19 protein-coding genes and 3 pseudogenes are annotated in these 20,617 nt (G+C 40.7%); 15 read left to right on the plus strand and 7 right to left on the minus strand.

Annotation, left to right across the window (positions count from 1 at the left end; translation table 11 throughout):
- The first annotated feature begins 90 nt into the window (after nt 1–90).
- The 8 genes and pseudogenes from BACSA_RS01450 to BACSA_RS20500 form a co-directional block, all read left to right on the plus strand.
- Nucleotides 91–1,350 (plus strand): hypothetical protein, encoded by a 1,260-nt coding sequence (locus tag BACSA_RS01450; protein WP_013616352.1) that lies wholly within the window; start codon nt 91–93, stop codon nt 1,348–1,350.
- Nucleotides 1,347–2,291, plus strand: coding sequence for a glycosyltransferase (locus BACSA_RS01455; RefSeq protein ID WP_013616353.1), 945 nt, complete (start codon nt 1,347–1,349; stop codon nt 2,289–2,291). The genes BACSA_RS01450 and BACSA_RS01455 overlap by 4 nt, the downstream gene beginning before the upstream one ends.
- 22 nt (nt 2,292–2,313) lie before the next feature.
- Entirely contained in the window at nt 2,314–3,447 is a 1,134-nt protein-coding gene (locus BACSA_RS01460; RefSeq protein ID WP_013616354.1) for a glycosyltransferase, read from the plus strand.
- 392 nt (nt 3,448–3,839) lie between these two features.
- Nucleotides 3,840–4,925, plus strand: coding sequence for a glycosyltransferase family 4 protein (locus BACSA_RS01465; RefSeq protein WP_013616356.1), 1,086 nt, complete (start codon nt 3,840–3,842; stop codon nt 4,923–4,925).
- A gap of 47 nt (nt 4,926–4,972) precedes the next feature.
- Entirely contained in the window at nt 4,973–5,512 is a 540-nt protein-coding gene (locus BACSA_RS19085; protein WP_262501263.1) for a bacteriophage abortive infection AbiH family protein, read from the plus strand.
- A gap of 47 nt (nt 5,513–5,559) precedes the next feature.
- Nucleotides 5,560–6,336, plus strand: a complete 777-nt coding sequence (locus BACSA_RS01475; RefSeq protein WP_013616357.1) for a DUF4422 domain-containing protein — start codon at nt 5,560–5,562, stop codon at nt 6,334–6,336.
- A gap of 79 nt (nt 6,337–6,415) precedes the next feature.
- Nucleotides 6,416–6,613 (plus strand): annotated as a pseudogene (locus BACSA_RS20495) (hypothetical protein); the annotation flags it as partial.
- Between the two features lie 434 nt (nt 6,614–7,047).
- A pseudogene (locus tag BACSA_RS20500) lies at nt 7,048–7,356 on the plus strand (hypothetical protein); the annotation flags it as partial.
- On the opposite strand, the gene BACSA_RS20030 reads toward BACSA_RS20500, so the two are convergent.
- Complete coding sequence (locus BACSA_RS20030) at nt 7,312–7,527, minus strand: hypothetical protein (protein ID WP_169311424.1); 216 nt, start codon at nt 7,525–7,527, stop codon at nt 7,312–7,314. The pseudogene BACSA_RS20500 and the gene BACSA_RS20030 overlap by 45 nt on opposite strands.
- 99 nt (nt 7,528–7,626) lie before the next feature.
- Nucleotides 7,627–9,150, minus strand: a complete 1,524-nt coding sequence (locus BACSA_RS01495) for an ATP-binding protein (RefSeq protein WP_245546566.1) — start codon at nt 9,148–9,150, stop codon at nt 7,627–7,629.
- 88 nt (nt 9,151–9,238) lie between these two features.
- Here BACSA_RS01495 and BACSA_RS20505 point away from each other — a divergent pair.
- Nucleotides 9,239–9,370, plus strand: a pseudogene (locus BACSA_RS20505) (radical SAM protein); the annotation flags it as partial.
- A 78-nt stretch (nt 9,371–9,448) separates the two neighbouring features.
- Here the strand turns inward: BACSA_RS20505 and BACSA_RS01505 are convergent.
- The 4 genes from BACSA_RS01505 to dinB form a co-directional block, all read right to left on the minus strand.
- Nucleotides 9,449–10,675 (minus strand): clostripain-related cysteine peptidase, encoded by a 1,227-nt coding sequence (locus BACSA_RS01505; protein ID WP_013616360.1) that lies wholly within the window; start codon nt 10,673–10,675, stop codon nt 9,449–9,451.
- Between the two features lie 2 nt (nt 10,676–10,677).
- On the minus strand, nt 10,678–11,085 hold the full coding sequence (locus tag BACSA_RS01510; protein WP_013616361.1) for a hypothetical protein: 408 nt from the start codon (nt 11,083–11,085) through the stop codon (nt 10,678–10,680).
- Between the two features lie 167 nt (nt 11,086–11,252).
- On the minus strand, nt 11,253–12,113 hold the full coding sequence (locus BACSA_RS01515; protein WP_013616362.1) for a sigma-70 family RNA polymerase sigma factor: 861 nt from the start codon (nt 12,111–12,113) through the stop codon (nt 11,253–11,255).
- Nucleotides 12,114–12,213: 100 nt separating this feature from the next.
- Nucleotides 12,214–13,314, minus strand: a complete 1,101-nt coding sequence (gene dinB, locus BACSA_RS01520) for a DNA polymerase IV (RefSeq protein WP_013616363.1) — start codon at nt 13,312–13,314, stop codon at nt 12,214–12,216.
- Between the two features lie 189 nt (nt 13,315–13,503).
- Here dinB and BACSA_RS01525 point away from each other — a divergent pair, with 189 nt between their 5' ends.
- From BACSA_RS01525 to fmt, 3 genes are all read left to right on the plus strand, one after another.
- Nucleotides 13,504–14,067: an L-threonylcarbamoyladenylate synthase gene (locus BACSA_RS01525; protein WP_013616364.1), complete on the plus strand. Its 564-nt coding sequence runs from the start codon at nt 13,504–13,506 to the stop codon at nt 14,065–14,067.
- A gap of 122 nt (nt 14,068–14,189) precedes the next feature.
- Nucleotides 14,190–15,989, plus strand: coding sequence for a chloride channel protein (locus tag BACSA_RS01530; RefSeq protein ID WP_013616365.1), 1,800 nt, complete (start codon nt 14,190–14,192; stop codon nt 15,987–15,989).
- A gap of 99 nt (nt 15,990–16,088) precedes the next feature.
- Nucleotides 16,089–17,060, plus strand: coding sequence for a methionyl-tRNA formyltransferase (gene fmt, locus BACSA_RS01535; RefSeq protein ID WP_013616366.1), 972 nt, complete (start codon nt 16,089–16,091; stop codon nt 17,058–17,060).
- Between the two features lie 68 nt (nt 17,061–17,128).
- Here fmt and BACSA_RS01540 read toward each other — a convergent pair whose 3' ends face one another.
- The gene (locus BACSA_RS01540) at nt 17,129–17,848 is read right to left on the minus strand and encodes a NigD1/NigD2 family lipoprotein (RefSeq protein WP_013616367.1); all 720 of its coding nucleotides are present in this window, start codon (nt 17,846–17,848) and stop codon (nt 17,129–17,131) included.
- Nucleotides 17,849–18,010: 162 nt separating this feature from the next.
- Here BACSA_RS01540 and BACSA_RS01545 point away from each other — a divergent pair, with 162 nt between their 5' ends.
- The 3 genes from BACSA_RS01545 (at nt 18,011) to rpe (ending at nt 20,574) form a co-directional block, all read left to right on the plus strand.
- Nucleotides 18,011–18,565, plus strand: coding sequence for an RNA polymerase sigma factor (locus BACSA_RS01545; RefSeq protein WP_041584165.1), 555 nt, complete (start codon nt 18,011–18,013; stop codon nt 18,563–18,565).
- A complete protein-coding gene (locus BACSA_RS01550; protein ID WP_013616369.1) occupies nt 18,562–19,836 on the plus strand; it encodes an outer membrane beta-barrel protein in 1,275 nt (424 codons plus the stop codon). The genes BACSA_RS01545 and BACSA_RS01550 overlap by 4 nt, the downstream gene beginning before the upstream one ends.
- Before the next feature lie 75 nt (nt 19,837–19,911).
- The gene (gene rpe, locus BACSA_RS01555; RefSeq protein ID WP_013616370.1) at nt 19,912–20,574 is read left to right on the plus strand and encodes a ribulose-phosphate 3-epimerase; all 663 of its coding nucleotides are present in this window, start codon (nt 19,912–19,914) and stop codon (nt 20,572–20,574) included.
- Nucleotides 20,575–20,617 lie beyond the last annotated feature (43 nt).

A 20,617-nucleotide genomic window follows, 5' to 3' on the forward strand; every position in this document is an offset into this window, starting at 1 on the left:
TTGAATGCCATATATGCGTTGTGGTAAATTTATTGACGTATCAAATTGCCAATTTATTTAAGAAATGGCTTGTTATAAAATGATAATAACATGATTAGTAGATTGGGTGCATCATATACAGACTGGGCAAAAAAAGAATGGTGTATCATTATTCTTTATACACTTATTTCTTTGCAATTTTATGCTTATGTAGGATTTAGCAATACAATGATAAAATTGCCATTGTTTTTGACAGTGCCATTGATGCTTGCATATTGTTGGAATACATTTATAAAGAATGTTCCTAATAGATTGTTTCTTTTAATGCGATGGCTCGTTTTGTTTAATATTATGGCCATTTTATGTGCTTTCGTATTTTGGAGACAGTCTATTGTTTTGGGATACAGGGCAATGGCTGTTGAATTTACACTCCTATTTTATTTTTATCTCATGCAACGTAAGCCGTCTATTCAATCGTTGGAAAAATATGTTTTTATATTTGGCGTGCTATATATCGTGCTTTGGATTTATGCCATGAATCAATTCCCAGTTCCTGTATTTGGATTTAATGAAGACGGTGAGGTAAAAGAAGATTTGTCCCGTGGTATCTTACGAATAAATTTTGGCAGAAAAATGTTTTTAGTTCTTGCTTATTTCATAGCTTTAAATAGGGGGTATGTTTTACGCAAAAAAATATGGTTTGCAATTGCTTCTATATTTTTTATAGTTATAGTGCTTCAGGTGACACGTCAGTTAATTTTGTGGACAGGGCTAATCACAATCATTTATGTATTTCAAAAGAATAAGAAATTATTAGTGATAGGAGTAGTATTCTTTATGATCTTATTCGCTTTGGGAAGAACTGTTAAGTTTAGTCCTGATTCTATCGTTGGCACTATGATTAATTTAACTGAAGAACAAATAGAAAGCAATAAGGCAGGCGATGAAAACATTCGCATTACGGAATACCGTTATTTTTTTACTCAGTGGTCTCGAAACATAGTGGCTGACATTATCGGCAATGGTTTTCCACATGGCGATTCATTATATGGTAGATATAATACAAACTTGGAGGAAAGGCAGGAGCTATACCTTTCGGATGTAGGCTATGGACGCATGAAAGTGGTTACTGGTATAGCAGGTATGATAGTTTACCTTGCTTTATTTGTAAGATGTTGTTTAATTCGTATGCCAAGCCATTTGGCGTGGACAAAGATGTTTATGTTGTTGTTTGCACTTCTGAATTTAGCTTCTGCACCATATTCAACAGCTGATGGTCAGATCACCATGTGCATCTGTGTTTATTTAATGACTATTTACGCATTACCAAAGATGAACAAAAAGCGATTTAATATATTAAAATCAAAATGAAATTCTCAGTAACTATCCCTGCTTATAAAGCAAGGTTCTTGAAAGAGTGCATTGAAAGCATTCTTGCTCAAACGTATAAAGACTTTGAACTTATTATTGTCAATGATGCGTCGCCGGAAGATTTGACTTCTATTGTGAAATCGTTTAATGATCCACGCATTCGATATTATATAAATGAAACGAATTGTGGTGCGGTGAATGTGGTGGACAATTGGAATAAATGCCTTGAATATGCTACAGGAGAATATATTATTTGTATGGGTGATGATGATATGCTGGCTGAAAATGCTCTGCAAACTTATAATGATTTGATCTGCAAATATCCAAATGTTGACTTGTTTCACTCACGAACAATGGCCATTGATGAGAAAGGCTTCTCTGTGGCATTAATGCTCATAAGAAATGAATATGAAAGCCTTTGCAATTTTATGCTTTACCGTTTTTTCCCTCATAATGGGAATATGCAATTTATTGGCGATTTTTGCTTTCGAACCACCACTTTACGTAAAGTTGGAGGTTTTTATAAATTGCCATTAGCATGGGAAAGTGATGATATTACAGCTTTTATGGTTGCAAATCCCAATGGAGTAGTGCATACCGCACACCCTACTTTTTTCTATAGGATAAATGGGCAAACAATCACTAATACAGGTAATGTTGAGATAAAATTAGAATCTACAGACAAAGCTTATTTATGGTATAAAAATTTCTTAACATCATACTCTCCTGTAAATGTATTGGAACAACAGCTTTTATTGCAGATAAAACAGAATTTGGATTCGTTTTTTACTAAAAAGAAAATACATATAATAGCCTCAGATATTGCACAAAATGTATTTCATTCATTTAAGTGGATCTTTCATAAAAACAGCTACAACTTATCTAGTGTATTAGTATTGCAAAGTATAGCTAAAGGTATAGTCGATAGTATTAAACATTAATATATTTAAACCATAACTTGTGATGCAAGAAAAAATCTTAATAATCGCCCATCTTTCATTTTCAGGTATGGGACCGTATGTTAGTGAAATAGTGAACACATTATCACCTAATGATAATATTAACTATTTCTTTTTTGATATGGAGGATAATTTCTTTGAGAAAAATGTAAAGCCTGAATTACATTCAAAAAGTATTTTCTTTAAATTTCATCATGGTATAATTTCTAAGGCTGATTTCTTGCTTGGTTACTATAGTGCTAAATACCGTAGAAAACTATTATCTTATTGCGTAAAAAATGAAATTACTATTGTTCATTTTATCAATGGTTGTACAGATACTAAAGTATTGAATAAGCTTCATAAAAAAGGAATTAAAACATTAGTGACGGTACATGATTTACATCCTCACGAGCAGAAAAAAGAATTCTATAAAATATGGAAATATAAAGTTTTGGCTAAACAAGAAATGCAAAATTTTAAAATATGCCCTAACTTACTCACCAATAGCCGTCTTCAATATGAAGAACTAAAGCGAATGTTCCCTGAAAAAAATATTTTTTTTCATGAATTCCCTTCTTTGGTTTCAAGCGAAATTAAAAATGGAAATGAAATTCCTCCAGAACTTAGAGAATTGCAAAATAAATACATTCTTTTTTTTGGTCGAATAGAAGAATATAAAGGTATAGGATTACTCTTTGATGCTTTTTGTCAATCTTCAATCCTAAATAATAAATATACATTAGTTCTTGCGGGAAAAGGGAAATTACCGACAAAAATAACTGATCAAACACATAATGTAATATTAATTAACCGTTATATTGCTGACAAAGAAATCGCTTATTTATATCGAAATGCAGCTGCTGTTGTCTATCCTTACATATCAGCGACTCAATCAGGGGTATTATCTTTAGCTTGTTTTTTTTGTACTCCAATGTTAGTCTCAGACATTCCCTATTTTACTTCAATGGTAAGGCAGTCTAAAATAGCGATGACATTTAAAAGCGGCTGTATTGAAGACCTTACAAAACAATTAAAATGTTTATTAAACAGTGATACGTTGCAAATGGAAAAAGACCAGCAAGTATTTTATAACAAATATTACTCGAATGTTTCTATCAGAAACAGCTTGTTAAATATCTATCTCAACTTGAAATAGTACAATGAAAAAAATATCTTTTATTTTACCAATTTATAATGTTGCTCCATACTTACAACAATGTTTTGATTCGATACATCCTTTTCTTATAAAAGGTCATCAAATGATATTAGTCAATAACGGAGAAGGATCGCTTTTCAACAAATGGGGATTCTAAAATATATAGATTATTAAAAGACTATGACTTACAGGATTTTCATTGTATATTGGAGAATGGAAAGCAGCTCATTTCTGTTGTAGAAAAAATTCCTTAACTCATGTCTTGTTTTGATGCCACATATATTGCCCATAAAAATAAAGAATATATTACGCAGGCGATGAACTTGTTAAAAGTCATCAGACAAAGCTATGATGCGACTCTAAAGCTACATTAATTTTTTACTTTTAATATCATGCACATCTATTTTTTTATTCAGGATATATCCTTAACAGGTGGAACAGAAAGGGTAACAGTAAATTTGTCTAATCTGTTTGTTGCAAAAGGACATCAGGTGACTATCGTTTCTTTCAATAAGGGAAAAGAAAAAGAAACTTATCAAACAGTACCGGAAGTAGATATTGTTTATTTATCACATGAACGATATCCTATTGATAATGGTTTTATCGCTCGTTTATACTCTTTTTATCAAAGTATTAATGCTTTAAAAACGTTTTTTAAAACACAGGTAGACCAATATGAAAAGAATGTTTTCATCGGACAAAACTTTTTCGCCAATACCTTGTTATGGTTGATTGGACAATCTAAGTATGTATTAGGATGTGAACATTTTAAGTATGACTTGTATCCGAAACCTGTCAGGGCTTTAAGATGCTTTGTTTATTCTTTCTTTAAAAAGATAATCGTATTGACCGATAAAGTCCGGATGAGGTTTTGCAGGCATCTTCCACAAAATAAAGTTGTCACTATTCCTAATATGGCGATTGCTAATGATGATTTTAAATTGGACCTAACCAGTAAGACCATCATTGCCGTAGGGCGTTTGCATCCTTCAAAAGGATTTGACATGCTGATTCCAGCAGCAAAAGACGTATTTGACAAGCATCCGGATTGGCATTTGAACATATTCGGAGAAGGAGAATTGAAAGAGGCATTACAATCACAAATTCAAGCTCTTGGTCTGCAAAGGAATATATTCTTAAAGGGATATACGGATAATATAAATGGGGAGTTCGCAAAAAGCGCCTTTTTTGTATTATCATCCAGATATGAAGGTTTCCCCATGGTCTTAGTGGAAGCAATGAGCCTGGGGATGCCTTCTGTAGCATTCGATTGCCCGGAAGGTCCCGCACAATTATTGGCAGAAGGAGGAGGCATCTTAGTTGAAAAAGAAAACATCTCCAAATTGTCTGAAGCCATGGATTATATGATAGAACATCCCGATTTCAGACAAAAGTGTTCTAAACATAGAGAGTTCATAAAAGAGCATTTGTCTCCGAAAGTTATCTATGAAAAATGGCGAAATGTTTTTTTAAGTTAAATGAAAAATGCAATGAATAATTATGGCTGGATAGTTACGCGCGGTACATTACTTTTAATTACACTCCTTTTCTGGAAACAGTTTATGGAATACCAGCAGAAAACATTCTTTACATACATGGGGAAATATCAAACAAGCAGAATCTTCCTATTATAGGACATGATGGAACAGACACATTTGAACTTTGGACTAAGTCAAATCCTCAAGGATACAAACGACATTATACCTCTAATAGGGCAGAGCTGCCAGAAGAAGAAATGATGACCGAGGCTGTGGAGGAATACTTTGAGTTATCAAGAAAGCCCGTTGCCGACATTTTAAAGAAAAACGAATGTTTTATCAACGATTTGTATGATATCAGAACAATAATCATTCTCGGTCATTCTTTAGGGAATGTGGATATGCCTTACTTCAAAGCCATATATGAATCAAATGATAGTCCGGCACAAATAAAATGGTACATGAGCTACTATAGCGATTCCGAGAAAAGAACATTGGAAGAAAAATTGCGCTCACATGTTGTTGGCGACAAGACACCAATTGCGATGTTTAGAATGGAGGGCTGGCTGATACAGAAAAATCCATAACAGTGCATTGAATCTTTTCGTTTTATCTATTTCAAACAATATATTTTATGAATATCAAGATTTTGGTGGCGGCTCACAAGCAATGTGAAATGCCCAAAGACAACGTGTACCTGCCTGTACAGGTGGGCAAGGCTCTGCATCCGGATTTAGACTTAGGTTATCAGCCTGACAATGGGGGGGAGAACATTTCGGAGAAAAATCCTTATTACAGTGAACTGACTGCCGTTTATTGGGCTTGGAAAAACCTGAAGGCGGATTATGTAGGATTGGTGCATTACCGCAGATATCTCGGAATGAAACACGGGAAAGATAAGTGGCAATGTCTGCTGACAAAGGAAGAAGCCCAAACACTATGCAAGAAACATGACATCATATTGCCACAGAAACGGAGATACTATATAGAATCGCTTTGGTCGCACTACGAACATACGCACGACATTTCTCATTTGGAAAAGACCAAAGGTATTATTGCGAAAGACTATCCGGAATATCTGCCTGCTTTCAACAAGGTAATGAAACGAACGTGGGGACACATGTTTAACATGTTCATCATGAAGAAGAGTTATGCGGATGAGTATTGTGCATGGTTGTTTGACATTCTATTTAAAGTGGAGAAACAAATAGATTTCTCTACTTTGTCAGCATTTGATGCCCGCCTGTTCGGTAGAATCAGCGAGTTGCTACTTGATGTATGGATAGAGACCAAAGGGTATTCCTATAAAGAGGTAAAAATGATACAGCTGGGAAACGAGAACTGGTCTCAAAAAATAAAATACTTCTTGGCGGCTAAGTTCTTTGGCAAGAAATATACGCAAAGCAGATAAATCCATAAAATTGTAAGCAGTCAAAAAAAGGCTATTGATTGAAATGGGTACCTTCGCTGCCGACTAAATTTATAGAATTATGTATAGCAGTGAAGATCTTGAAAGGTTTTACTTTCAGTACCAGACGGAGGCGTTACCCCGTGGAGAATCTCTCCAATCGTTTTGTGTCAAGAACAAAGTCCCTTATAACATTTTCCAGAAATGGTTTAAGGATACCCGCAAAAAAGTAGTTGAGGTTCAGGTTGACGGTGCTCCTGAGATTACCCATGAAGAAAAGATTAAGAAGCTGTTTTGAATTTCTCCAAAAGTTTTTCTTGGCTTGATGTATCCGTTTTCGTGTGTGCTTTGGGCGATTTTTTGGTCTTTTTTGCTCCTGTTCTTCGTCAGATAGCCCGCTATCTTCCTCATCACAGAAGCGAAAATGCCTCAAAAACTCATCCCAAATCATCGCACGATAAATTCAAAACAGCTTCTAAGACTGGTGACCGGCCTAAACCTGTATCAAAAGGCTGCAATGACAATCCCGTCCGCATATGGATTGACATCCGTATCAGTAATGGGTTACACTTGTCCCAAAAGAATTTAAGCTATCAGGACTTAGTCCGGATGATAGAGAAGCTGGAGGGTCTATGCTGAGTGTTACCGGTCTGAATCATTTTTATTATGTGCGTGACTTTACCGATATGCGTTGCAAGCACAGCCGTGTGTTGTCTATCATTCATAGGAATGACCATTTCTAAAAACACCTTACGCAACTGGCTTAAGAAAGGCAAGAAATACCTTGATGAGCTGGTTCGTGTATTGAAGAGTATCATGTCCAACGGATACAAGGCTTATATATTTATCGGGGATGAGTTGAAATCCGCCCGGTTTAAAGATACCATACATCAAGTTTGTATGTCCCATGTCAAAAACAAGTTTGTCAAGGCTTACAACCAGGGCGGTGAACCGACGGCTGAACGCTTTTCCAATATCTTAAGGGAATTCTTTATGAGGGAGCGTAAATATGATGATGCCGGATTTAGAAGCTGTTTTGAATTTCTCCAAAAAGTTTTTCTTGGCTTGATGTGTTCGTTTTCGTGTGTGCTTTGGGCGATTTTTTGGTCCTTTTCGCTCCTGTTCTTCGTCAGATAGCCCGCTATCTTCCTCATCACAGAAGCGAAAATGCCTCAAAAACTCATCCCAAATCATCACACGATAAATTCAAAACAGCTTCTAAATTCAAAACCAATTAATTAACAAAACTCGGTTTAGGGCACTGAAAAGTGCCCTTTCAAAAGGGGTGAGTGCTTACCCTTCTAACATCCATTTCCAGACAGGAATGATTTCGATAGTCTGATTACCTATAACAATACTGCTTTCCTCATTATAAGTAATGACAACCGAACGCTTTAGAGGCTTGAAGGCATTAAGCTTGACTAAGGCGGAAACTTCACGGTTGCGAGTCTCTTGATCGCTCATGTCATAAGATACTTGTATGCCAAGTTGCTCCGAAGGTATATAAAAATCAACTTCTACATTCCGGTTGTAATAAAACAACCCTTCACCGTATGTACGTAGCAAATAAATAGACACCACATTTTCAAGCAGCTTGCTTTCTGGGTTAATAAGAAAAAGATTCAAAACACCGTTGTCATAAAAATAATGTTTCTGCATCACTTCCCGTTGCGGAATGGTATCGGTAAAGTTTGATATGGAAAAGCAGAGATACGCTTCTTTTAAATAAGATAAATAGGTTGATATGGTGTTACGGTTTATTTTAGTTCCATCACCTTGCAAAATGTTTTGCAGACGCTTTACAGCCATCGGCTGCATTACGCTATCAGCAAGCTTCCGTATAAGTAGCGTCATACTTCGTTCGTTACGAATGCCTTTTCTAATAATGATATCCGAATAGAGCACTTTCTGGTAAAGTGACGTAAGCCATAAACGCTTATCGATGAAAGAAAATGATTCAGCCAACCCACCGAAATAAAAGTAATCGCTAAGTAAACGTACTACTTCCGCTTTTTGAGACGTAAGATGCCAATGCGGTTGAAGCACCACTCCTTTATATTGCAGGTATTCGGAAAAAGTGAAAGGCCAAATCTCTTGCATAAGGAATCGGCCTCCAAGCGTAGATGCTATTTCCCGACTCAGCATGTGCGCGTTACTGCCTGTAATGAATACCCGCCGTCCTTCATCGGCAAGTCTTCTGGCAAAATGCTCCCAACCGTCAATGTTTTGGATTTCATCGAGAAAGATTATCGGCTCATGTACAAAAAGTTCGCTGTAAGCATCAATGATAATGTGTAAGTCTTCTTTTTTAATATCGGTAATCCGTTCATCTTCGAAATTAACGAACAAGATTTCATGCGCATCATGTCCTTCATTTAACAATTGCTGAATATATTGATAAAGCATGTATGTTTTACCGGCACGACGCATCCCGACAAAAACGTAATTCCCTACCGGATCTATTTTTATATTACGTTTTTGCAACTTTATATTTTTAATGAAATCTTGTTGCCACAAGATGATTTCTTGAATGACTTTTTTTCCCATGTTGATTTTTGCTTTGAAAGCAAAGATAGTAAAAATTATTATATAAAGAGCATAATCGTGTAAAATATGCTCTTTATAAAGTGCATATTTATCTGATTTATGTTTCCTGTAGAATAAAATCATTAGAAAAATCAAATAATAAGAAGCTGTTTTGAATTTATCGTGCGCTGATTTGGGATGAGTTTTTGAGGCATTTTCGCTTCTGTGATGAGGAAGATAGCGGGCTATCTGACGAAGAACAGGAGCGGAAAGGACCAAAAAATCGCCCAAAGCACACACGAAAACGAATACATCAAGCCAAGAAAAACTTTTTGGAGAAATTCAAAACAGCTTCTAAACATAAATTAAACTTTCTATAATGTCAAGTACAAACATTCCGCGTCCGACGGACGCAAGCATTATCCTGACATATCGTTGTCCGATGCGCTGTCAGATGTGTAATATCTGGAAGAATCCTACCAACCGGCAGGAGGAAATCAAAGCTACAGATTTTCTGAAAAGGAAAAGGCGCGGAAAGAATCAGAATCCTGATTGTTTCTGCGCCTTTGCAATTTATGTGTCATAAACCTTATTCACTCCATACTGTCTGGTACCACGAAATGGCGGAACGGTAATAGTCGTTCCATCGGGTATTTCCTGGCACGGCATCGGGAATGTACATGCCCATTCCGCAATACTTGTCTTCGTCAAAATCGCCTATGATTTGACGGTTTACACTTTCTATGCAGCTTTTAGCTATTATCGTTTGGCTTAAAATTTGTTGGAATGCATCAGGAAGTACACCTTCATTCAGTTGTTGAATAAGGTCTGCTATATCAAAAGAGAAAAAACGGAATTGATTTCTTCCGTATTGTTGGATTGCATGGGAAGATAGATTTTCCACCAAAGAAGCTTTTGAAGCAATTTCTTCTCGCACAGAAGCTGCGAAAGCATCCATTTGTGTACAATCCACTACGGCGTATGTCCCCCATCGCCCTATTTCTCTATTGAACGAAACAACATCTGTACATATTTGGTTGAAATCGATATCATCTTGATATAACTCAGATAAAATGCGATGATAAGGGAAACCCTCTGTTGGCGTTTCCATTACAGATGCGATGCAATAATGTGTAGCATTTCGTAGTTCGTAACAAACTTCGGCGGTTTGCATCATGCAGGCATCAAACAAGACAAAATCAAGATTGCCGGGGAAGCTAGCTTCTAGTACATCGGCAAACTCGGGTATGTTAATGGAATTGTATGTGCTTCCATCCTGACCGAATGATTTTGTGGAAATAAACGGATTTTCTTCAGCAGGCATCCAGCTGGTGGCGTGCGATCCGAAAATAAGTCCGTAGCTTTCTGCCGGAATTATATCTGCCATGGCTTGCAAATTTGCTTGCATGACATCCGGATCGGTGGCGGTACCTGGAACTGCTGTATATTTCAATGCTTGTTCTACGACATTCCCTGTTGTTATGTCGCTTCCTTCTAAAGCAGGCTGTCCGTTTATCTGTCCATGTCCATCGGTGAAGAATGTTAAGATTTGCGTTTCCTTTAGATAACCGTTGTTATAGCTGTTGTTTGAAGACGGCTTGTAATAAATGGCTAACGAACAAGAGTCTTGGCTTTGTGCCAGACTTTCGTACATCCATACTACATTGTTCATGATGTCTGTATCCAAGTTGTTGTTGGCTATCAGATAAGCAAGTATCGCCCGTTTGGACTGTACGGGGCGTTCATGTTCGGGTATTTCGTCCGAGCATCCCACTAGGATGAAGAGTGAAACAATGTATAGGAACAGTTTTTTCATAATCAGTATTGTATGGCTTTTTTAAACTGGAATTCCGGATTTACGTCAATAAGTACCAAAGCATTCCCTTTCTGGTATTTTTCTTTCAGCTTATTGATTTCTTTCTGCAGATTCTTTTTCTTCTTATTGTAATAGACAAAGCAAGTACGGTTCTTCCCGTTTTCCTTTTGTTCTAAGTATTCTTTTAATTGGATGCTGTATTGGGCCCTGCCTATCAACAGGCCGTTATCGCTTAAAGAAGCACTGTCTACATATTGAATGTCTGTAAAATATACCAATGAGTCCGAGAATGAGGCAGATACTCCGGCAATGTATACACCATATTTATTTTTGTCCTTCGGCGATTTGGCAAGAACCGGAATGACCAGGGATGCGATAAGCAAAAAGCAAAGCAATTTGAACTGTTTCATAAATCTATAGTTTTATGAAGCAAAAGTAAGCAATTACGGGAATATATGAAACCTTCCGTATAGAAATTAACATAAAAAAATGAAGAATTAAGAATGAAGAATCAAGTTACGTTTGCTTGTTCTTCATTTTTAATTCTTCATTTTTCATTAAAATGGGTACCGACGTTTTACCCTAAATAGGATTTGAGCAACTTGCTGCGCGAATTTTGTCTTAATCTTCTGATGGCTTTTTCCTTAATTTGGCGTACGCGTTCGCGTGTCAGCCCAAATTTATCGCCAATTTCTTCTAACGTCATTTCTTGCGTACCTATACCGAAAAACATTTGGATAATCTCCTTCTCTCTGTCGGTTAACGTAGAAAGCGCTCTGTCGATTTCCCTCGAAAGTGATTCATTAACCAAGGAACGGTCCGCCATGGGTGAGTCATCGTTTACCAGCACGTCCAACAAGCTGTTGTCTTCGCCCTCTACGAAAGGAGCGTCTACAGAGATGTGGCGTCCGGAAACCTTCAGCGTATCCGATATCTTGTCGACCGGAATGTCCAACTCGTCTGCCAGCTCTTCTGGAGACGGACGGCGTTCGTTCTCTTGCTCGAATTTAGAGAAAGCTTTGCTGATTTTATTCAGCGAGCCCACCTGGTTTAGTGGCAACCGCACGATGCGCGCTTGTTCAGCCAAAGCCTGAAGGATGGATTGGCGAATCCACCATACGGCGTAACTGATGAATTTGAAGCCACGGGTTTCGTCAAACTTCTCTGCCGCCTTGATTAAGCCTAAGTTTCCTTCGTTAATCAGGTCCGGAAGGCTTAAGCCTTGGTTTTGATACTGTTTGGCTACTGATACTACAAATCGCAGGTTTGCACGTGTAAGTTTCTCTAACGCTGCACGATCGCCTTTGCGGATACGCTGAGCGAGCTCTACTTCTTCTTCTACCGTAATCAAGTCTTCGCGTCCGATTTCCTGCAGGTATTTGTCCAAAGAGGCGCTCTCTCGGTTAGTGATACTTTTGGTAATTTTTAATTGTCTCATTATTAAACACCGATTTGGGAACAAAGGTAAGAAAAAATATTGATATAAGTATCTTCTCTTTAATGAAAATTAAACATATTTGTAGCAAGGATGACTGTTTTTAATCTTTGAACTTCAATTTGAGCTGGACCCATTGGGCGGGTTGTTGCAAAAGCTCTTCCGGATTTTCTTCTTTCGGATTCGATACGGAAAGCCCCAGCAGGCGGATGGGATGGTTTTGATAGTCCACCCCCGAGAGCAATTGCTTGGCAAGCGGAAGGATGTCTTTCAGGATGCGGAGCGTTTTGTCCGTGCTGATGCTCCGGGTGATTTGGGTGAAATCATGGAACTTTACTTTCAGGGTGAGGGTGGTTCCCTTGAATTCTTTCCGCTCCAGACGCTCGCATAGTTCGCATGCCACGTGGTATAGTTCGATAATGGCGGAGGATGTGGTCGAAATGTCTTTCTCAAGCGTATGCTCGCATCCGATAGACTTGCGGATACGGACCGGTTCCACGGGCCTTTCATCGATTCCGCGCGCAAAATTGTAATAGATTTGACCGGCTTTCCCGAATTGGCGCACCAGCATGTCGAGCGAACATTCCCGAAGTGTTTTCCCGTTGTAAATGCCCAGTGTATGCATCTTTTGTGCGGTGACAGGCCCTACTCCCCAAAAGGATTCAATGGGCAAACGGTCTATAAAGGTTTGGGCTTGTGCGGGATGTATCGTGCAAAGCCCGTCCGGTTTCCGGTAGTCGGAGGCAATCTTGGCGAGGAACTTATTATAGGATATGCCGGCAGAAGCAATCAGGTGTAGCTCTTCGCGGATGCTTCGCTTGATTTCGCGGGCGATGTCTACCGCCAGTTCTATACCTTTTTTATTATGGGTAACGTCGAGAAAGGCTTCGTCCAGTGAGATAGGTTCGATAAGGTCGGTATATCGATGGAAGATTTCATGTATTTGACCTGAAACCTCTTTGTATACTTCCATACGCCCTTCTACAAAGTGCAGTTGGGGGCATAGCTTGAGTGCTTTCACCGATGACATGGCTGAGCGCACCCCGAATTTGCGCGCTTCGTAGCTTGCCGCGGCTACTACGCCCCGCTTTTCGGCATGTCCCACGGCAACGGGTTTCCCTTTCAGTTCGGGATGGTCGCGCTGTTCGACCGATGCATAGAAGGCATCCATGTCGATGTGGATGATTTTTCGCTCTGTATTCATAAAGTAAAGCTTTCTTCGTGCAAATTTAATGAAAGTTTTGTACTTTTGTGCGTTTCTTATGAAACAGATGTATGGAACACAGAGACACAAAGGCACGGAGAAAGGTATTTCATGCTTTGTCTTTCTTGAAAATAAAAGGCTCTGTGTCTCTGTGCCTCTGTGTTCATTTAATATAAAATAGGTATTATGATGAAAGAAGAAATCAAGAACGCATGCGAGGTCATGAATAAAGGGGGCGTAATCCTTTATCCCACTGATACCGTATGGGGCATCGGGTGCGATGCTACGAATGAAGAAGCCGTAAAGCGGGTGTATGAAATCAAGCGCCGCGCCGATAGCAAGGCGATGCTTGTGCTGGTGGACAGCCCGGTGAAAGTGGATTATTATGTACAGGATGTTCCCTCCGTGGCATGGGACTTGATAGAACTGACTACCAAGCCTTTGACCATCATTTATGACGGGGCGCGCAATTTGGCTCCCAATTTGTTGGCTGAAGACGGGAGTGTAGGCATACGGGTCACCAATGAGGCGTTTTCGAAAGAGCTTTGCTTCCGTTTCCGCAAGGCGATTGTGTCTACTTCCGCCAATATCAGCGGCGAGCCTTCTCCGGCGGTCTTTAGCGAGATAAGCGAGGAGATAAAGAGTGCGGTCGATTACATTGTCGATTTCCGGAGGGAAGAAACGGGGCATCCCAAGCCCTCCAGCATCATCAAGTTGGGCAAAGGCGGAGAGGTGAAAATCATCCGCGAGTAAGTGTAGTTTCAAATGCATATAGTTGCGTTGGCGTGCGGGACTATATCCGTATGCTTATGAAGGCAGGTGCGCAGGGCAATGCAACTGAGTCCGTTTTTGGACGGTTATAAATTAGACTGGACATGAAGATTTCTGAAGAAAGGTTTGATGTGCTTCAGCATTTCATCGCATGGCGCGAAAAGCACATCAAGGATAAACAATTCATATTGATGCTGAGCTTGCTGGTGGGCGTGTTCACGGCGCTGGCGGCGTATGTGTTGAAGTTCTTGGTAGAATACATTAAGGAGTTCCTGACCAACCGGTTCGACCCGATGGGTGCCAACTGGCTGTATTTGGTTTATCCCGTAGTAGGTATTTTCATAACGGGTTTGTTCATCCGGAAAGTGGTGCGCGATGATATCAGCCACGGTGTGACTAAAATCCTTTATGCCATCTCGCGCAAGCAGAGCCGCATCAAGCGGCACAACATCTGGTCTTCGGTTTGCGCTTCGGGCATCACCATCGGCTTTGGAGGTTCGGTAGGAGCGGAGGCGCCCATTGTCTTGACCGGTTCGGCTATCGGTTCCAATTTGGGAAGCCTGTTCCGCTTGGACCATAAGACCTTGATGCTTTTAGTGGGATGCGGAGCCGCAGGGGCGGTTTCGGGCATCTTCAAGGCTCCTATCGCCGGGCTGGTGTTTACGCTGGAAGTGCTGATGATAGACCTTACGATGGCTTCTTTGCTTCCTTTGCTGATTACCAGCGTTACGGCGGCTTCGGTTTCTTATCTGCTTACGGGTACGGAGGCGATGTTCCAGTTTCATTTAGACTATCCGTTTTCGCTGGAACGCATTCCGCATGCCATAGCGTTGGGAATCTTCTGCGGGCTGGTGGCATGGTATTTCACCCGTGCCATGAACTGGATAGAAAATATTTTCCGGCGTTATTCCAATCCGTACATCAAGTTTGCGATAGGCGGGACGATGCTGAGCATCCTGATATTCCTTTTCCCCCCGCTTTATGGTGAAGGGTATGATACGATTTCGCTCTTGCTCAATGGGACCACCGAGTACGAATGGGATACCGTAATGAACAATTCGCTTTTCTACGGCAATACGCATTTGCTTGTGCCTTATTTGCTCCTGATTATTTTGTTTAAGGTATTCGCTTCGAGTGCTACCAATGGAGGAGGCGGGTGTGGCGGAATCTTTGCTCCGAGCTTGTTCTTAGGGTGTATTGCCGGATTTGTCTTTTCGTATGTATGCAATGAGTTCCATATCGGCGACACCTACGTCCCTGAAAAGAACTTTGCTTTGATGGGCATGGCGGGGCTGATGTCGGGCGTCATGCATGCCCCGTTGACCGGTGTTTTCCTGATAGCCGAACTTACCGGAGGATACGGCTTGTTCCTTCCGTTGATGATTGTATCGGTATGCGCTTACCTGACGATTATCGTTTTCGAGCCGCATAGCATTTATTCCATGCGTTTGGCAAAGAAAGGCGAACTGATTACGCACCATAAAGACAAGGCGGTGCTGACCTTGATGAACATCGAAAGCATCGTGGAGAACGATTTCCTGAAAGTGCGTCCCGACATGGATTTGGGAGAAATGGTGAAGACCATATCCAAGTCGAGCCGGAATCTTTTCCCCGTAGTGGATGTGAACGATGAACTGATAGGCATCGTGGAACTGGATGATATCCGTACCATTATTTTCCGTCAGGAGTTGTATCACCGCTATCGGGTGGAAGGTTTCATGAAGGAGCCGAAAGCGCGGATTGTGAAGACCGACTCGATGGAAGAAGTGATGAAGAAGTTCGATACAACGAAGGCTTGGAACCTGCCTGTAGTGGATGAGGAAAACCGTTATTTGGGCTTTGTCTCGAAATCGAAGATGCTGAACACCTACCGGCAGGTATTGGTAGACCTTTCGGCGGAATAAATGATTGATTGAAGTTCACCTCGGATTGCACAGATGATACGAATTGTTTTATTTTAACCTGAGTAATCTGTGGTGGGAGAAAAACATAAAAAAAAGAATATGGAAAAGAAAGACTTGCGTATTGTATATATGGGAACTCCAGAGTTCGCCGTAGAGAGTTTGAAGAGATTGGTAGAAGGCGGATATAATGTCGTAGGGGTTATTACGATGCCCGATAAGCCGATGGGGCGTCATGGAAGCGTGCTTCAGCCCAGCCCGGTAAAGGAATATGCTGTATCTCAAGGACTGAAGATACTTCAGCCGGAAAAATTGAAGGATGAACGTTTTCTGGAAGAATTGCGTGCCTTGCAGGCAGACCTTCAGATAGTGGTTGCTTTCCGCATGTTGCCCGAAGTCGTTTGGCGGATGCCCCGTTTAGGTACATTCAACCTTCATGCTTCGCTCTTGCCTCAATACCGTGGAGCCGCCCCAATCAATTGGGCAGTAATCAATGGTGAGACTGAAACGGGTATTACGACATTCTTTTTGAAGCATGAGATTGATACGGGAGAAATAATCGACCAAGTGCGTGTGCCGATAGCCGATACTGATAATGTAGGTGTTGTCTACGACCGTCTGATGATGTTGGGAGGTGATTTGGTACTAAAAACGGTCGATGCGATTCTTGCGGGGAATGTCAGGACCATCCCTCAGGAAACGCTTTCAAGCGCAGGCGTTTTACATCCGGCTCCGAAAATCTTCAAGGATATGTGCCGCATTGATTGGACAAAAGGAGTAAAGCCGGTTTATGATTTCATCCGCGGCTTATCACCTTATCCTGCGGCATGGACTGAATTGTGTGAACCAGATTCCGCTCCTGTTGTCATGAAAATATATGAAACGGGAAAGGAGTTTGCGGAACATGCGTTGGCTCCGGGGACAATTGTGACCGATAAGAAAACGTATTTTAAGGTCGCTTCTACTGATGGTTTTGTACATTTGTTATCAATTCAGTTTGCCGGAAAGAAGCGGATGAACGTGGCTGACTTTCTGCGCGGGTACCGTCATTCGGAGAAAGCGATTGTAAAATGAAGGATGAAGAATTAAGAATGAAGAATAAGCGGATATAACTTGATTCTTCATTCTTAATTCTTCATCCTTCATTTTACAAAGACTCTCCATTCCGCCTGGCTATTGGCTCCGCTATTGTAGATAATGCGGAAACCTTTAAAGTCGGCAGACTGGCATTCGGCAATGCTTTCTAAGGTGAATGATACGATAGACTCCATGCTTTGGTCGGGGGAATCATTGTAAGCGTCGTGCCTGAACTCTACAGGGAGTAATCCGTTGGCGTCCAGTTCGCTTTGATTGGTCAGTACCAGATTAACCCCATGTTGTATATGTTTGCTCCCTTCGTAGACATATTGGATATTGAGGTGTTTTTTGCTGATGGACACATCGGTAATCTGTAAGGGGTCGTTTCCGAAATTATCTTCAGGCAAGGTGCGCAAATCGGATGCCGGAAGCGTGTTGACTTTGTAAAGCAAATCGACGATGCGGATGTAATGTCCTTCCAGAGAGGATTGGTCTGTAGGATTATTCAAGAAGATGAATCCTGCCAATATGCGTTGTCCGGTAGAATCTGCGTCAATAGACGATATGGTTTCCGGATTTTCGGGGATAAGGTTGCCGTATAAGTCAGACTCTATCGTTATGCCTTGATTGTCCATCATGACAGTTCCAAGAGTAGAAAATGTGCCTGCGCCTACATTGCTTTCTAAGTTAGCCAAATCATCGTCCGCATCTAAAGTACACGAAGAAAATGCCGGCATAAGTGCAAAAAGCAAACAGGTCGCGTATAAATAATGGATTGTTTTCATATTAAATTCTTATTTTATTTGTTCTTTTGTAGCTTAAATGAGAAGAACAATGATTTACTGCATCTGATATTGTTAAAACATTTTAACTGACTTTTTTGTCCTTGGGATGCAGTATTTGGAACATGTCTTCATTTTATAAGTGAAATGCAGTCAAAGGCAGATATATCAGAGAATGAACTTTCGCTTCGGTGTAAGCAAGAGGACATGAATGCACGTCGTATGCTCTACGAGCGGTATGGCGGTGTACTGATGGCTATTTGTCTTCGCTATACAGGTAATCGTGAGGAAGCAGAGGATGTGCTGCACGACGGATTTTTACATATCTTTGAATCAATTAAACAATTCACTTATCAAGGAGAGGGCTCACTTAAGGCGTGGCTTTCACGGGTTATGGTTAATGAGGCGTTAGGCTTTTTAAGGAAACGGAACGCTCAGACCCAGCAAGAAGTATTGTTGGATGAAATACCGGATATGCCCGATACGGAGGATACCGGATTTGACGGGTTGCCTCAATCTGTATTGATGCGGATGATAAGTGAGTTGCCGGACGGTTATCGGACCATATTTAATTTATATGTATTTGAAGATAAAAGCCATAAGGAGATTGCTTCGATGTTAGGGATATCAGAACGCACCTCGTCTTCCCAATTTTATCGGGCAAAGAGTTTGCTTATGAAAAAAATTAATGAATATAGAAATAAGGAGTTGACAAGATGAAAGACAAAGATAAATGGGCAATGCGCCTGCGCGATAAAATGGAAGGGTATTCCGAGCCTTTGCCAGAAGGATTATGGGAAAGGATGGAATCGGAAATATCTGCTCCTCGGGTGATTCCGATGTGGAGAACCCGACGTTTTGCGGTAGCGGCGGCTGTATTAGTTGTTGCGGTTTCTTTTTTGACCGTTTGGTTAATGCGGCCATTTTCAGACGATGCCTTGCATCTTGAGTCTTCTTTGGCGGAAAAGAAAAATCATTTTGCAGTGCCTGATGAAAAGCCAGTGCCTTCCGTTACGGAGATGCCTGTTCTGAAGGTCATGCCCGAAAAGTCTTTATTGGCTTTGGCTTCGGAGCCTGAAATGAAGCGGATCCAACCGGCATTGCTTCAGCGTATGGAAGTGCAAACCGAAGAAGTAAGGGAAGATGAGGCAGAGGAACCTTCGGCAGAGAATGTACAAAGCCGTGCGAAAGAACCGCCTGTTTCATATCAATCTTTCTATCAGGCAGACCGTGAACGGATGCAGCGTAATCAGGATATGGAGTTCGGGAAAAGGACACGGAAGTCCAATGCGTGGTCTGTAGGCATTAATGCGGGCAATACGCCTTACAGTTCATCCAATTCGTTTAACGGATTAGGACTGTTGAGCAGGGGGCAGTCTTTACAAACCACAGTATCGGATATGGTTTCGATTTCTGGTGAAGGCGGACAGGCTTATACTCAGGTCTTGTTGAATAACCGTGACCAGGTTTCGAAAACAGAAATTCATCACAAGATGCCGGTCACGGTAGGGGCTTCTGTTAAATGGAATTTCACTCCGCATTGGGCTGTTGAAACGGGATTGACTTATACCATGCTTGCTTCAGATTTGCGTTCCGGTTCAGGAACGTATCTGGAAGAGGAACAAAAGTTGCATTATATCGGCATTCCATTGAAGCTTCACCGTTCGTTGTATGATAGCCGTTGGGTATCTCTTTATGCTTCAGCCGGAGGAATGGTAGAGAAATGCGTTTCGGCAAATCAAGATGTCGTGTATGTCAATGGTATGTCTACGCATGAAGCTGAACATCATTCGCTGGATATTGATGCGTTGCAATGGTCTGTATCTGCATCGGCAGGCGTACAGGTCAATTTCACCAAGCAGCTCGGTTTATATGCCGAACCGGGTATTGTTTATTATTTTGATGATAATAGCGGGGTAGAAACAATTCGGAAAGAACATCCGTTTAACTTTAATCTTCAGGTAGGGTTGCGTTTTAGCTTTGGAAAGTAAAGTTTCTGGGAAACATTTTTGATATATGGATGTTTTTATGTATGTTTGTTATCCATTTATAGTAACGGCATGGTCATGAAAAAAGAATTGATAATATCTCCTTCGCTTTTAGCTGCAAATTTCGGCAATTTGGAACGTGAACTTGAAAAAATAAATAACAGTGAAGCAGACTGGCTCCATATTGATATTATGGACGGTGTGTTTGTTCCGAATATCTCTTTTGGATTCCCTGTATTAAAATATGTATCAAAGCTTTCAGAAAAACCGCTTGATGTGCATCTGATGATTGTACAGCCCGAGAAATTCATTCATGAAGTAAAAGATTTGGGGACAATGATGATGAATGTGCATTATGAGGCGTGTGTGCATTTGCATCGGGTCGTACAACAGATTAAAGATGCAGGAATGAAGGCTGGCGTGACTTTAAATCCTTCTACGCCGGTATCGATGCTGGAAGATATTATCAGAGATGTCGATATGGTTTTGCTGATGGGGGTGAATCCCGGGTTCGGCGGGCAGAAGTTTATTGAGCATACTATTGGTAAGGTCCGTGTTTTGCGTGAACTGATAGAACGTACAGGCTCATCTGCGCTGATAGAAGTGGACGGTGGTGTAAATTTGGATACGGGAGCGCGTCTGGTTGAGGCTGGAACCGATGTGTTGGTTACAGGAAGCGCTGTATTTAAAGCGCCGGATATGGGAGAGATGATTCACCGCTTGAAAATGTTAGGACGCTGAGTTGTTAGCTCATATTCTATCTTATCCGTTATTCCGGTTGACC

Origin of the sequence: Phocaeicola salanitronis DSM 18170 (genome assembly GCF_000190575.1) — a bacterium.
GTDB classification, from domain to species: Bacteria; Bacteroidota; Bacteroidia; order Bacteroidales; family Bacteroidaceae; genus Phocaeicola; species Phocaeicola salanitronis.